Genomic DNA, 12,949 nt, shown 5'->3' on the forward strand with positions numbered 1-12,949 from the left:
GAGGCCCTGGACGACCTGACCCCGATGCAGGCCGAGGACCTGCACTACCATCGACCCAAGCTCACCGCCTGAGCCACCAAACCAAGTCTCCGGACACCCCGGGGCGGTTCATTGAGGGCGGCGAAGGCGGACAGGAACAGGGCTCGTTTGAGGTGCTTGTTGCCGGAGCGGGCGGGGAATTCGCCGCGGATGCTGGTGCCGGATCGTCGGGTGACTGGGGCGAGGCCGGCGTGGGCGGCGAGGTGTCCGGCGGTGGGGAACTGTGAGGCGTCGCGGACGTCGAGCAGGATCCGTGCTGCGGTCCTGACCCCGACGCCTGGCATCGAGGTCAGGACCTCGGCAAGAGGGTGAGCATCAACCACTTTCTCGACCTGGACCGCGAGCTCAGCGCGCTGGTCCAGGACCTGACGCAACGACACGGCCAGTTTCGGCAGGACCTGCTCCGCCGCTGCCGTGCCCGCAACGGTGACGGTCTGCTCCGCCAGGGCCTGGGTGATGGCGTCGGCGAAGTCCTGCGCGCCGCGGGGGTAGGCCTTGGTGATGACCCGCAGCAGCTTGGACTTCGAGGCGTGGGCCATGCCGTGGGGGCCGCCGAGTTGTTCGATCACCGCGAGGCCTTGTTTGGTGGTCAACCTGGGTCCGACAACGCGTTCCAGCGCCGGGTGGATCTGGGTGAGCAGGCCGCGGATGCGGTTCGACAATCGGGTGGCTTCGGCTGCGAGGTCCTCGTCGAAGCCGACCAACACTTTGAGTTCGGCGAGGGTTTCTTCGCCGGTGTCGACGCGGCGCAGGGTGTGTGTCATGGTCCTCGCGGCATCCGCGATGACGAACGCATCCTTGGCGTCGGTTTTCGCGTTGCCGGGGTAGAGGTCTGCGGCGCGGCGCATCGCCAGTCCGGGCAGGTAGGCCACGGTGATGCCCATCGACCGGGCGACAGCGATCGGTAGCGCGCCGATCGTGTTCGGTTGGTCCACGATCACCAGCACCCGGCCGTGTTCAGACAGGCTGCGGAACAGGTCTTCCAGCTTGGCCTGGTCCTGGGGCAAGGCCTTGTCGAAGACCTTCTTTCCGGCAGCATCGAGTGCACAGGCGTGGTGGCCGGTCTTCCCGACGTCCAACCCGCACCAGATGTCGAAGCCGCTGTCCTGAATCATGACAACCACCATCCTTGCATCGAAGCGACGGTCGTCGTGGTTGGTGATGCGTCAGCTGCCGGCACCCACGCCTACGTTGAGACCTGTGACGAGGCCGTGTCCCTATCAGCGGTCGGCTGGCGCCACCAGGCCCGCTGCCTTCACCCCCCCCCGGATCATCAATGACAGGGGCAGTAAGTCATGCCGGGCCCGGCGACCGTGACCCCTCCCTACGGGGTCACCAGCAAGGTAACGGGTCAGGACCTGGTCGGCCAGCGAGGACAGGCAGCGTCGCAGGTGTTCATGGCGACCGTGCACGGTGATCACGACGGCGAGCTGGGGTGACGCGCTGCTCATCGGGCCTCCTGTGCATCGGGCACGGCGGGGTGCGCGCGTGCCACGGCAGAGATGGCGGCCGCGGCGCGGGCTGCGCCGTGTCCGTCGTGCCAGCGGTGCCAGCCCTGACCGCCGAGGGCAAGGGCCTGTTCCACGAGGGCAGGCCACTGCTCGTGGTCCGGTGGCTGTTCGCAGCACACGGCCAGTCCGGCGGCCTGCAGGGCGCGGACGGTGTGCAGCTGTTCGTCGAAGGGTCGGGGCTCGGCGACGACGACGGCCGGCCGCCGGGCCGCTGCCACCTCGGCGACGGCATTCTGGCCGGCATGACAGATGACGACGGAGGCATCGTGCAGCGCCCGCCAGACCTCGTCACCGGTTCCGAGCGGCTCGTGCCAATGCCAGCCGGGCATGGCCGCCACCAGACGCTCCGGATTGGGCCCAGTGCCTCCACCGCGGCCCCACAGAACCAGCCCGTGCTGTCCAGGCTGTGAGACCCAGCCGGAAGGTGCTGGAACAGGGGCGGAGTCGAAGCGGGTGAGGGCGCCAGCGTAGGCGGTCTTGTCCAACCAGGTGGTGGGCCACCAGGGCTCAGGGCAGTCGGCCGGCCAGGGTGCGAGCAACCGCGTCGCTGCTCCGTAGCAGGCACGGTGGGCCAGGTCGTCTCGCTGACCGCGCATGGCGACGACGATGGTGGGCACTCCCAGCAACCGGGCCAGCAGCGCTACTTCCGCGGAGACATCGACGACCAGCACGTCGGGACGGTGTGTCAAGAGCCAGTGGGCCAAGGTGCTCATCCGGGACTGATAGGCCTCATGGTCCAGAGGGGCCAGTGCAGGGTCCCGCCCGCGGTGGGATCCTGGTGATCATCGTCGACGGGCACGGCGTCGTCCGCAAGTTCCACCCATCCACCCAGCCACCCCAGCGGGCGCGGCAGGGTGGACAGTCCCGTCACCTGGCGGTAGAGCCGGCGATGGGCGGCCCGCACCCCTTCGGCCTCGACACGCCGCTCCTCCTGGGTTGCGGTCCACTCGAGGCGGCCGTCGATGGCGGCTCGCAGTGCACCCGGCAGGGTGCCCTCGATGTCGTACAGACGGAAGGTGGGGCAGTCGTGCTGGTCGTGGTAGCAGCCCACCGCCGGCGCGACGACGGCGGTTCCCACGTCACGGCAGGCTTCCAGATAGCCCGAGTGGGTGCCGAAACGGTAGGGCAGCACCACGGCGGACAGCGATGCGAGGTGTTCCAAAGCCCGTCGTCGGAGTACCGCTCGTGAGGTGCCACCGTCACGCCGGCACCGTCGCCCTCGCAGTCGTGCCAGCCACGCAGCAGCAACGCAAGCTCCGGGTCCCGAGCCTCCAGACCATCGAGCACCTCGGCGTGGAGTCCGAGGCGCAGGTCATAGCCGGACTTCGTGACTGATGCAGCCACCTGTGCCAGCTGCGCCGCGTGCATCGTGTTCGTGCGCAGGCCCTTCAAATCCACCCCCACCAGCGGCCGTCGGCCCTGCCCGCGAGACATGTCCTGGGGTGCGGTCCCGCCGCCGATCCGGTCCAACGGCGCGACGTGGGGGTGTGGCAGCACGACGGCCTCTCGGCCCCAACGCCGCCGGATCTCGGCGGCTGCGGACTGGGTGAGGGTCACCACGGCATCGGCCCGCGTGATGAGCAGGTCGAGGCGCTCCACATGGGGAGCGTCGTCCTCCAGGTGCGGGTTTCGCAGCTCGTGAACGGTCACCACCAGCGCGATGCCGCAGCGGGCGAGCTCGTCCAGGGTGGCCCGCATGTCGTGCAGCGGCACCTGCTCGACACCAAAGTGCACGTGGACGACGTCGGCCCCTTCGAGCGCTGCCTCGCGTCGTGCCGGGTCGAAGAGCGTCGGAGGCCACCAGAACCCGTCAGCACCGGTGATCTCCGGCAGGACCACGAGGCCGTCATGCGCCTCCCCCTGGGGGCCGATCGCCTGGGTGACGTAGGGGTGGTCGGCGGGAACGGAGCGCACCGCGAGGTGGGTTGCGGGAGTATCGCGATGGCGCACCTGTCGAGTCTCGTGCCTGTGGTCGTGCCACACCACCCCCACAGGGGTGGGCCGAGCCGGCGGGGTCCCGGCGGCCGGTGGTCGAGCAAGCGGCGACCCGGACAGCCAACCGTCGCGTCCCCTACTATCTGCACAGTTCATCCGTCTGGTCCACCCGAGGGGAACCCATGATCTGGCAAGGCCCACGACCGTCGATAGAGATTCCCGACGTCACGCTCTACGAGCTGATCTTCGGCAGCCTCACCGACGACGAACTGGACAAGGTGGCCATCGACCACACCGAGACCGATGAGGTCTTCACCTTCGGGCGGTTGCGCCATGAGGTGGACGCCGCGGCCACCTGGCTGCACCGTCGCGGGATCCGCCCGGGTGACGTTGTGGCGATCGTGCTGGCCAACTGCCCCGAGTACGCGGTCTCCTTCCACGGGATCCTGCGCGCCGGCGCGGTGGCCACCCCCGTCAACCCAGCGGCGCCGGCCCCGGAGATGGCCAGTCAACTGCAGCGCACCGGCGCCCGACTGGTCATCACCTCGCACGACCTGGCGCAGACCGCCGCCGTGGCTGCCGCGTCCGCGGGGCTCCAGCCGCACGATGTCGTGGTGGTGGGGCAGACGAGCGAGGCCGGACAGGCGCACTGGGCCGATGTGGTGGGCACGGAGCCGCAACCGCCACAGATCGCGCTGGATCCCGCGACGGCCCTGGCCTGCATGCCCACCTCGTCGGGCACCTCCGGCCTGCCCAAGGCCGTCATGCTGACCCACCGCAACCTGGTGGCGAATGCGCTGCAGTTCACCGACGCCCTGCATCATCTGGGGCCGGACAGTTCGCTGGTGGCCTTCCTGCCGTTCAGTCACATCTATGCGCTGACCACCACGCTGACCATGGGCCTGCTGCGGCGCTTCCCGCTGTACACCATGAGCTCCTTCCGGGCCCACCTCTTCCTCGACATCGTGGAGAGCAGGCGGCCGACCGTGCTGTTCGTGGTGCCCCCGGTGGCCACCTTCCTGGCGCGCAGCCGGGTGATCGACACGGTGGACTGGAGCTCGGTGGAACTGGTCATCTCGGGCGCAGCCCCGCTGGACGGTCCGGTGGGAGAGGCCCTGGAGAAGCGCCTCGACACTCGCGTCGTCCAGGGCTACGGCATGACCGAACTCTCACCGGTCACCCACATCACCCCCGTGGACCGGCCGGACATCGGCATGGACACCATTGGCCAGGCCCTCGCCAACGTGACCTTCCGGGTGGTGGATCCCCAGACCTTGCAGGACGTGCCCGCTCCCGCCGGGGAGGACTGGTCCCAGACCGGCGAGCTGTGGGTGAAGGGTCCCAATGCGATGGTCGGCTACCTGGACCAGAGCGATGCCACCGACGAGGTGATCGTCGACGGATGGGTACGCACGGGAGACCTGGTGCAGGTGCGTCACGACGGGACCACCCGCATCGTGGACCGGATCAAGGAACTGATCAAGCGACGCGGATTCCAGGTGCCACCGGCGGAGCTGGAGAGCCACCTGCTCTCCCACCCCGACGTGGACGACGCCGCCGTGCTGGGTCTGGGCGAGGCCAGCGGAGACCAGATTCCCCACGCGCTGCTCGTCCTGCGCGACGGCGTCGATCCAGAACAGACCGCGACGGATGTGGTCCGTTGGCTGAACGGCCAGGTGGCCCAGTACAAGCACCTCGGGGGAGCGACGGTCGTCGAGAGCCTGCCACGTTCCGCCGCCGGCAAGATCCTGCGACGGCAGTTGCCTGATCTGGTCGTCGGAGGCTGACTCGCAGTAGCGTCGGCTGGGCGGGTCGCACCGTGGGACGAGTTCCAGCCTTTGGTGCCGGCTCCTACGGTGGAAGGAGAAGCGGTCCTCCCACTGTGGTGCGGACCGGACTGCGTGACCAGAGCCCGCACGTCGAGGCGGGCATCCCCGAAAGGAGCCAGCATGGCCTACGCAACCACGAACCCCTACACCGGTGAGGTGGTCAAGAGCTTCGAGACGGCCACCACCGCTCAGGTCGACGCGGCCATCACCGCGGCCGACACCGCATTCCAGACCTGGCGGCAGACCCCGGTTGCCGAGCGTGTCCAGGTGCTGCAGAAGGCAGCCGACATCCTGCGCGAGAAGACTCGCGAGTACGCCAGCATCCTGACACTGGAGATGGGCAAGCTGATCGGCGAGGCCGAGGCAGAGGTCAACCTGTGCATCGGCATGCTGGAGTACTACGTCGCCCATGCCGAGCAGCAGCTCGCTCCCCGCACGCTGAGCGCCAAGGGTTTCGACGAGGGCGACGTGGTGCTGGTGCACGAACCGCTCGGAGTCCTGTACGCGGTGGAGCCGTGGAACTTCCCCTTCTACCAGGTGATTCGCATCGGTGCCCCACAGTTCAGCGCTGGCAACACCATCGTGCTGAAGCACGCCTCCAATGTCCCACAGTCGGCCCTCGCCATGGAGCAGCTCTTCCGGCAGGCCGGCGCTCCGGAGGGCCTGTTGGTGAATGTCTTCGCCTCCCATGACGCGGCCGAGCAGATCCTGGGCGATCCGCGGGTGCGTGGCATGGCGCTGACCGGTTCGGAAGGGGCGGGCGCCGCCGTCGCCTCGATCGCGGCCAAGAACCTCAAGAAGTCGACGCTGGAGCTGGGCGGCGCGGATGCCTTCATCGTGCTGGAGGACGCGGACGTCGACAAGGCGGTCTCGTGGGCGGTCTTCGGCCGACACTGGAATGCCGGACAGGTGTGCTGCTCGTCGAAGCGCTTGATCGTCGTCGACGCGGTCTACGACGAATTCGTCGAGAAGTACCGCGCCGGCGTCGCGGCACTGGTGGCGGGCGATCCGATGGACGAGGCGACCACCCTGGCACCGCTCTCCTCGCAAGGTGCTGCGGATGACCTGGCCGAGCTGGTGGAGATGGCTCGTTCCGAAGGCTGCGACGTCGAGCAGGTGGGCAACCCGGTCCCCGAGCAGGGCGCCTTCTTCCAGCCGACCATCCTGACGAACATCCCGCTGGACTCGAAGACCTCCCAGACCGAGTTCTTCGGTCCCGTCTCGCAGATCTACCGCGCCAAGGATGACGCCGAGGCGGTCGAGATCGCGAACTCCTCACCCTTCGGCCTGGGCGGATCGATCTTCACGGCCGACACCGAGCGCGCCCATCACCTGGCGCGGCTCCTCGACACGGGGATGGTCTACTTCAACCAGCCCACTGGAGTGAAGGCCGACGTGCCCTTTGGCGGTACCAAGCGTTCCGGCTATGGGCGTGAACTGATTGACCTGGGCCTGCACGAGTTCGTCAACGCCAAGGTCGTTGTGAACACCGACATCGACGGCAGCTTCTGAGCGAGGCTGCAGCCAGGCAGGGATGCCGCCCGCGCACCACGGGCGGCATCCCTGTGCTCTGTCAGGAGCCGGTGCGGTGCCCACACTGCCGTGGGTGAAGGGATTCGTGACCTTTTGGTCGCATGTATGACACCTCGGGATGGTTAATTTGCTGCCACATTCCCCCGATGTGAAGGAGCCCCCGATGTCATCCATCCGAGTCGCGCTGGTCACCGTCGCCAGCGCCACTGCACTGGCCGCCCTGACCGCTGTGCCCACCTCCCTGGCACGAGCCGCCGACACCCCAGCCGAGGCCCGCGCTTGGGCTGCCTTCCGCACCAACCCCGACGCGAGCGTCAGCGCCGCGGATAACCTGCAGTGGTACGTCACCACCACACCGGTCACCCCCGACCAGGTGGGGCGCACGATCACCCTGGAGGCCCAGTCCACCGCCTTCGTCGACTGCGACACCATCGGCCTGGGGTACCCCTCGGCCAACGGGTGGACCAACATCAAGACCGACCAGATCGACTGCACTGCCACCAGGGTCACCGCTCGCTTCTGGGTCTCCGAACTGGCGATCGGCCAGCGCGTCCAGCTGACGGGCTGGAGCACTGTGCGGGGGACCGAGGCGACCGTCAGTGGTCTCTCCACCGTGAACTCCGTGAGCAGCCCCAGCACCACCACGACGACCCGTGAGACCGTCCCCACTCCGGTGGGACCCATGACCCGCCTGGGCAGCCACCACGGCAAGCCCGTCTACCTGTCTGCCCAGAACGGGGTCAACGAGGTGTGGGTGGGCGACGGAGGTGACGCCGTGCGGTATGCCGGCACCGAGGGTGTCCAGTTCCACGTCGAGCAGTTCGGCAGCAAGGTCGTCCTGTGGCTCGGTGCCATGCCCAACACGGTGCGGCTGTGGACCTTGGACCTGACCACCGGCAAGACCAGCACGCGCAACTGGTGGGTGCAGCAGGTTCAGGTTGGCAAGCCGGGCATCTGGTTGGCCACCGGAGCCCCGGCCCGCGAGCACCGCAGCATCCTGATGGACTGGCAGGGCACCATCCGCCAGAACACCCCCTTCAGGGCCGATGGCGCCCACATGCGCCTGCACGGCTTCACGGCTGACGCCGCGCTCTTCCTGGACGGGGGCGTGGTGCAGACCAAGGCCGTCCTGGTGGCCCTCGACGGCTCGCGCACGGCGACGGCCGGCGCCGACACCTTGCTGCAGGTGGAGTCGATCAGTGACAAGGGGGCCGTGGTGAAGTACCTCAGCAACCCGACCACGCAGACCCGATGCCTGCTGACCCTCGACGGCTGCCAGCCGCTGGGCTGAGCGCCTGCCGGAGAGTGGGTTGGTGCGGGGCGGCACGCACGGTGTCGCTCCGCCCCAACTCCCGACGCAGGGATCAGGGATCGGGTGAGAAAAATCCTGCCCTGCTTGACAATCCCGTAGGTTCAAGGGGCCTCGGCGACCCCTGGTGATGGTTAATCTGATGACACATCCCCCGACTTTGAGGAGTTCCAGTGTCATCCCTCCGGATCGTTCGCAGTGTCGCGGCGGCTTCTGTCGCGGCCCTTTCCCTGTCATCCCTGTCCGTCGCTGCTGCCGGTGCCGCCGATGCGCCCGCCGAGGCTCTGTCGTGGGCGACCTTCGTCAGGGGTACGGACGGAACAGGCAGCGCCGCAGACAACTTCCGCTGGTACGTCACCACCGCCCCCATCCAGGCCGACGAGGTGGGCGACACGATCAAGGTCGTTGCCAAGTCCACCCGAACGATCGACTGACGCAACCTGGGGATTGGCCACCCGACCAAGCAGGGCTGGGCGACGGTGAGCCCGGTTACCGTGGGGTCGATCCGGGAGGATGGCGTGTCGGTCTACTACCGGCAGAGCTCCCATCTGGCGTTCAGTTGTTTCCTGACCCTCGACGGGTGCAAGGACACCAGGCGGATGTGATGACGGACGTCCGCCCAGCGCGGGGTGGTGCCTGTTGGCCCCACCCCGCAGGGGGTCACCTTCTTCCCAGCACCTCGGCCACGTAGTCGACGTCCTTGTCGCCACGTCCGGACAGGTTCACCAGGATGGCTGCGTCGGGGCCCAGCTCGCGGGCCAGCTTCATGCCGTGCGCCACGGCATGGGCGCTCTCCAGCGCGGGGATGATTCCCTCCAAGCGGGTCAGCGTGGTGAAGGCGTCGAGCGTCTCCTGGTCGTCGGCGTAGGCGTAGTTGACCCGTCCCTGCTCACACAGGAAGACGTGCTGGGGTCCGACGCCCGGGTAGTCCAGGCCGGAGGCGATCGAGTGCACCGGAGCGGGCTCGCCGTCGTGGGCCTGGAGCACCCGGGTGGCCATGCCGTGCAGCACGCCCGTCGTACCCTTCGTCATGGTGGCGGCGTGACGGCCGCTCTCCACGCCCTCGCCGGCCGGCTCGACGCCGTGGAGCTGCACGTCGGCGTCGTCCAGGAAGGCGCTGAACAGGCCCATCGAGTTGGAACCGCCCCCGACGCAGGCAACCGCGGCGTGGGGCAGTCGACCCTCGGCCTCCAGGAACTGGGCGCGCGCCTCACGGCCGATGACGCTCTGGAAGTCACGCACCATCGTGGGGTAGGGGTGGGGCCCCACCACGGAGCCGATGCAGAAGAGGTACTCGTCGGCATGGTTGGCGTAGACCGTGAACGCGGAGTCGACCGCCTCCTTGAGGGTCGCCTCGCCCTCAGTGACGCTGACCACCGTGGCGCCCAGCATCTGCATGCGCACCACATTGGGGTGCTGCTTCTCCACGTCGACGGCACCCATGTGGATCTCGCACTCCAAGCCCAGGAAGGTGGCCGCCGTGGCCAGGGCCACGCCATGGGAACCGGCGCCCGTCTCGGCGATCACCTTCTTCTTGCCCATCCGGCGTGCCAGCAGCACCTCGCCAAGGCAGTGGTTGATCTTGTGGCTGCCGGTGTGGTTGAGATCCTCGCGCTTCAGGTAGATCCGGGCGCCGCCGCAGTGCGCGGTCAGCCGCTCCGCCAGATAGAGCATCGACGGGCGCCCCACATAGCGCTTGAGGACGTCCTGGTACTCGGCCATGAAGGTGGGGTCCTGTCGTGCCTGCTCATAGGCGGCGGCCACCTCGGCCATGGGCTCGACGAGATGTGGCGGCAGGTGCGAGCCGCCATAGTTGCCGAAATTGCCCTGGCCGTCTCCGCCGAAGGTGCTGGTGGTCATCATGTCTCCTGGTTCGTCATACCCAATTCGTGGTACCCGACCCGGGCATGGAAGAAGCCGCCCGGATCGGGCGGCTTCGGTGCGTCAGTGCATCAGGGGACCGCCATCAGGCGGCCCACCAGCAGCGACGCACGTGCATGTTCACGCGCTGACAGTAGCACTGGAGGCCTCTCCGCGCGCCCCGCGCGGTCTGCATGGTGGACGATGGGTGCCGATAGGGTCGGGGTCATGGAACAGCCCGATGACTTCATGATCGGTGCGCTGCTCGGGATGACCGTCGGTGCGCTCAACCACGTCGATCCCTCGATGGCGCAGGAGAACGAGCGGGCCTTCATGCGGCTGCTGAGCCTGGCGCCGGAACAGCGCACGGCCGAGGCCGCGGTGCTGATGAAGGCCCTGGACTGGGACGAGCAGTCGGACGACGTGGCCGGTCAAGGAGTCCAGCAGTTGATCGCCTGGGGTCTGCTGCTGCGCGACATCTGATCATCCGGGCTCGCCGCCGGATCGCCTTTGGGCTCCGGGGCGCGGAGTCCACCAAATTCGGCGCCGCTTCTTTGTGCGGGTGATTCGGCACGGCCCAGTGGGCAAGGTCCTAGGCTGACGCGGAACGGAAGGATCACCATGCACTACCGCGGGCCACAGCCGGACGTCGACATTCCGGATTGCACCCTCTACGACCTCTTCTTCGCGTCGATGGACGAGGAGGTGGCGCAGAAGATCGCCTTCGACCACGCCGAGACCGGCACGGTGGTGACCTTCGGAGAGCTCAAGCAGCAGGTCGACGCGTTCGCCACCTGGCTCGGGCAGCGAGGTATCGGGCAGGGCGCGGCCGTCGCCGTCATGCTGACCAATCGGCCGGAGTATGCCTCCGCCTTCCACGGCATCATGCGCAGCGGAGCCGCCGTCGCACCCGTGAACGTGATGGGATCCCCCGCGGAGATCGCTCGCCATCTCCAGCTGACCGACTGCACGATGGTGGTCACCCAGGCCCAATTGGCCGAATCTGCCCGCGCCGCGGCGGACTTGGTGGGCCTTGGACCGGAGTCGGTGATCGTGATGGACCGGGGCGACGGCCAGGCCGACATGCTGGACTGGCGCGACGTGATGGCCACGCCCGTGGACCTGCCGGTTCTCGACCTGAATCCCGCGACCGACGTCGCCTGCCTGCCCGTCTCCTCGGGTACCTCAGGCCTGCCCAAGGCGGTGATGCTCAGCCATCGCAACCTGGTGGCGAACATGCTCCAGTTCGACTGGGTGCTGGCTCCGCTGGGCTATGACCACCAGTTCGTCGCCTTCCTGCCCTACAGCCACATCTTCGCCCTGACGACGATCCTGAACTACAGCCTGTACCGCCGATTCCCGCAGTACACGATGAGCCACTTCGACGCGCGGCTCTTCTTCGAGATCATCGAGACGCGACGCCCGTCGGTGGCCTTCGTGGTCCCGCCGGTCGCCGCCTTCCTGGCCCGTCATCCGGCCGCGCTGAATGTGGACTGGAGCTCGGTGAAGCTCTTGGTCTCCGGCGCCGCGGCGATGGATGGCAAGGTGGCGGCAGCCCTGCAGGAACGCTTTGACCTGCGTGTGATCCAGGGTTACGGCATGACCGAGATGTCCCCGGTCTCCCACATCATGCCCGTGGATCGGCCAGACCTGCCCCTGGACTCGGTCGGTCCGCCCGTGGCCAGCGCGACGATCCGCGTGGTGGATCCGGAGACCGGGCAGGACGTCCCGGTGCCTGCACCGGGTGAGTGGTCGCAGCCCGGAGAGCTGTGGGTGAGCGGTCCGAACATCATGCTGGGTTACCTGCGCCAGACGGAAGAGACCGACGCGATCCGGGACGCGGAGGGCTGGATCCACACCGGTGACCTGGTACAGGTCGATCGCGATGGTGTCACTCGCGTCGTCGACCGGATCAAGGAGCTCATCAAGCACCGCGGCTTCCAGGTGGCACCCGTGGAGTTGGAGCACCACCTGATGGAGCATCCCGAAGTGATCGACGCCGCCGTGCTGGGCCGCCCCCGGCCCAGCGGAGACCAGGTGCCGCATGCGCTGCTGGTACTGCGCGAGGGAGCTGACCCCTCCGTCGCCAAGGAGGTGGTGCAGTGGCTCAACCACCAAGTGGCCCAGTACAAGCACCTTGGCGGGGCGACCGTGGTGGCGGAGATTCCGCGCTCGGCCGCCGGCAAGATCCTGCGCCGGCAACTGCCTGCGCTCGTCGACGCGTGACGGGACGGGGCTGACGCCGCGGTTGGCGCACGCCGGGGGCCCGCCGCTCGTCACGGCGGAGCCTGGGCTCAACCCCGGCGAACGCTCGCGCGCAGGAAGGCGTGCCAGTTCTCCTGGCCGCGCAGGTCTCCGAGCTGCAGCTCGTCAAGCACGGGTGACACCATCGGCTCGGTGTCCTCCCACTGGCCCGTGACCTGACCCTCGCGGCCCCACAGCGCCAGACAGATCGCCTGCACCGACTGGTTCTGCACCTGGGAGCGCCGATGGAAGGTGCTGAAGCCCTCGCCGGAGATCCCGTTGTCCACGTGGATGTGATTGGCATGCTCGTCGTCGAAGTGGTGCGTGAGCACGTACTCGAAGTGCAGGTTCAGCGATGCGGCCAGGGTCCAGTAACGTCGCACCAGATCCGTGCGGATCGCTTCGTCCTGACCGGGCCACAGGTCGGTGCGGCAGTTGACGAGGACCTCGTTGCCGCGCCGCAGTTGGGCAAAGTCGAGGGCTCGTCCGGCCGCGTGCCAGCTCTTGCAGTTGTCCTTGGGGAAGTAGGCACCCTGGCTGGTCAGGGTGGACCCTGACCCCGGGTTGTGGACACGTGGAATCCAGCATGGGCTGGAGGAAGCGAGATGATCATCATCATGGCCAGGAAGAACTACTCGGCAGAGTTTCGTCAGCAGGCCGTTGACTTGTACGAGACCTCTCCGGATGCG

General features: G+C 68.0%; 11 protein-coding genes and 2 pseudogenes. 6 read left to right on the forward strand and 7 right to left on the reverse strand.

Going from position 1 to position 12,949, the window contains the following annotated elements:
- Positions 1-104: 104 nt before the first annotated feature.
- The 5 genes and pseudogenes from ACTQ49_RS14540 to ACTQ49_RS14560 all read right to left on the reverse strand — a co-directional run.
- A pseudogene (locus ACTQ49_RS14540) lies at positions 105-1,154 on the reverse strand (IS110 family transposase); the annotation flags it as partial.
- Positions 1,155-1,259: 105 nt separating this feature from the next.
- Positions 1,260-1,490 (reverse strand): hypothetical protein, encoded by a 231-nt coding sequence (locus ACTQ49_RS14545; RefSeq protein WP_441828556.1) that lies wholly within the window; start codon positions 1,488-1,490, stop codon positions 1,260-1,262.
- Positions 1,487-2,263: a glycosyltransferase gene (locus ACTQ49_RS14550; RefSeq protein WP_441828557.1), complete on the reverse strand. Its 777-nt coding sequence runs from the start codon at positions 2,261-2,263 to the stop codon at positions 1,487-1,489. The genes ACTQ49_RS14545 and ACTQ49_RS14550 overlap by 4 nt, the downstream gene beginning before the upstream one ends.
- Positions 2,260-2,712, reverse strand: coding sequence for a hypothetical protein (locus tag ACTQ49_RS14555; protein WP_441828566.1), 453 nt, complete (start codon positions 2,710-2,712; stop codon positions 2,260-2,262). The genes ACTQ49_RS14550 and ACTQ49_RS14555 overlap by 4 nt, the downstream gene beginning before the upstream one ends.
- A gap of 338 nt (positions 2,713-3,050) precedes the next feature.
- Positions 3,051-3,641 (reverse strand): annotated as a pseudogene (locus ACTQ49_RS14560) (glycosyltransferase); the annotation flags it as partial.
- Between the two features lie 26 nt (positions 3,642-3,667).
- On the opposite strand from ACTQ49_RS14560, the gene ACTQ49_RS14565 reads away from it, so the two are divergent.
- The 4 genes from ACTQ49_RS14565 (at position 3,668) to ACTQ49_RS14580 (ending at position 8,590) form a co-directional block, all read left to right on the forward strand.
- Positions 3,668-5,272 (forward strand): AMP-binding protein, encoded by a 1,605-nt coding sequence (locus ACTQ49_RS14565; RefSeq protein WP_441828558.1) that lies wholly within the window; start codon positions 3,668-3,670, stop codon positions 5,270-5,272.
- Between the two features lie 162 nt (positions 5,273-5,434).
- Entirely contained in the window at positions 5,435-6,826 is a 1,392-nt protein-coding gene (locus ACTQ49_RS14570; RefSeq protein WP_441828559.1) for an NAD-dependent succinate-semialdehyde dehydrogenase, read from the forward strand.
- Positions 6,827-7,010: 184 nt separating this feature from the next.
- Entirely contained in the window at positions 7,011-8,138 is a 1,128-nt protein-coding gene (locus tag ACTQ49_RS14575; RefSeq protein ID WP_441828560.1) for a hypothetical protein, read from the forward strand.
- Between the two features lie 191 nt (positions 8,139-8,329).
- Positions 8,330-8,590: a hypothetical protein gene (locus ACTQ49_RS14580; RefSeq protein WP_441828561.1), complete on the forward strand. Its 261-nt coding sequence runs from the start codon at positions 8,330-8,332 to the stop codon at positions 8,588-8,590.
- 226 nt (positions 8,591-8,816) lie between these two features.
- Here the strand turns inward: ACTQ49_RS14580 and trpB are convergent, their stop codons facing one another.
- Positions 8,817-10,016, reverse strand: coding sequence for a tryptophan synthase subunit beta (gene trpB, locus ACTQ49_RS14585; protein ID WP_441828562.1), 1,200 nt, complete (start codon positions 10,014-10,016; stop codon positions 8,817-8,819).
- A gap of 228 nt (positions 10,017-10,244) precedes the next feature.
- Between trpB and ACTQ49_RS14590 the strand changes: the two genes are divergently transcribed.
- Together ACTQ49_RS14590 and ACTQ49_RS14595 are read left to right on the forward strand one after the other, a co-directional pair.
- Positions 10,245-10,499: a hypothetical protein gene (locus tag ACTQ49_RS14590; protein WP_441828563.1), complete on the forward strand. Its 255-nt coding sequence runs from the start codon at positions 10,245-10,247 to the stop codon at positions 10,497-10,499.
- Between the two features lie 138 nt (positions 10,500-10,637).
- On the forward strand, positions 10,638-12,242 hold the full coding sequence (locus ACTQ49_RS14595; protein WP_441828564.1) for an AMP-binding protein: 1,605 nt from the start codon (positions 10,638-10,640) through the stop codon (positions 12,240-12,242).
- A 68-nt stretch (positions 12,243-12,310) separates the two neighbouring features.
- Here the strand turns inward: ACTQ49_RS14595 and ACTQ49_RS14600 are convergent.
- Positions 12,311-12,949 (reverse strand): hypothetical protein (locus ACTQ49_RS14600; RefSeq protein WP_441828565.1); only part of this gene is annotated, 639 nt, incomplete at its 5' end.

This window comes from Luteococcus sp. Sow4_B9, assembly GCF_052116585.1.
Lineage (GTDB): Bacteria > Actinomycetota > Actinomycetes > Propionibacteriales > Propionibacteriaceae > Luteococcus.

What these genes read in the sequence shown, in the direction of transcription:
- trpB (WP_441828562.1), bottom strand. Translation starts at nt 10,016, where the DNA reads ATGACCACCAGCACCTTCGGCGGAGACGGCCAGGGCAATTTCGGCAAC.
- ACTQ49_RS14565 (WP_441828558.1), top strand. Translation starts at nt 3,668, where the DNA reads ATGATCTGGCAAGGCCCACGACCGTCGATAGAGATTCCCGACGTCACG.
- ACTQ49_RS14570 (WP_441828559.1), top strand. Translation starts at nt 5,435, where the DNA reads ATGGCCTACGCAACCACGAACCCCTACACCGGTGAGGTGGTCAAGAGC.
- ACTQ49_RS14545 (WP_441828556.1), bottom strand. Translation starts at nt 1,490, where the DNA reads ATGAGCAGCGCGTCACCCCAGCTCGCCGTCGTGATCACCGTGCACGGT.
- ACTQ49_RS14575 (WP_441828560.1), top strand. Translation starts at nt 7,011, where the DNA reads ATGTCATCCATCCGAGTCGCGCTGGTCACCGTCGCCAGCGCCACTGCA.
- ACTQ49_RS14595 (WP_441828564.1), top strand. Translation starts at nt 10,638, where the DNA reads ATGCACTACCGCGGGCCACAGCCGGACGTCGACATTCCGGATTGCACC.
- ACTQ49_RS14590 (WP_441828563.1), top strand. Translation starts at nt 10,245, where the DNA reads ATGGAACAGCCCGATGACTTCATGATCGGTGCGCTGCTCGGGATGACC.
- ACTQ49_RS14550 (WP_441828557.1), bottom strand. Translation starts at nt 2,263, where the DNA reads ATGAGCACCTTGGCCCACTGGCTCTTGACACACCGTCCCGACGTGCTG.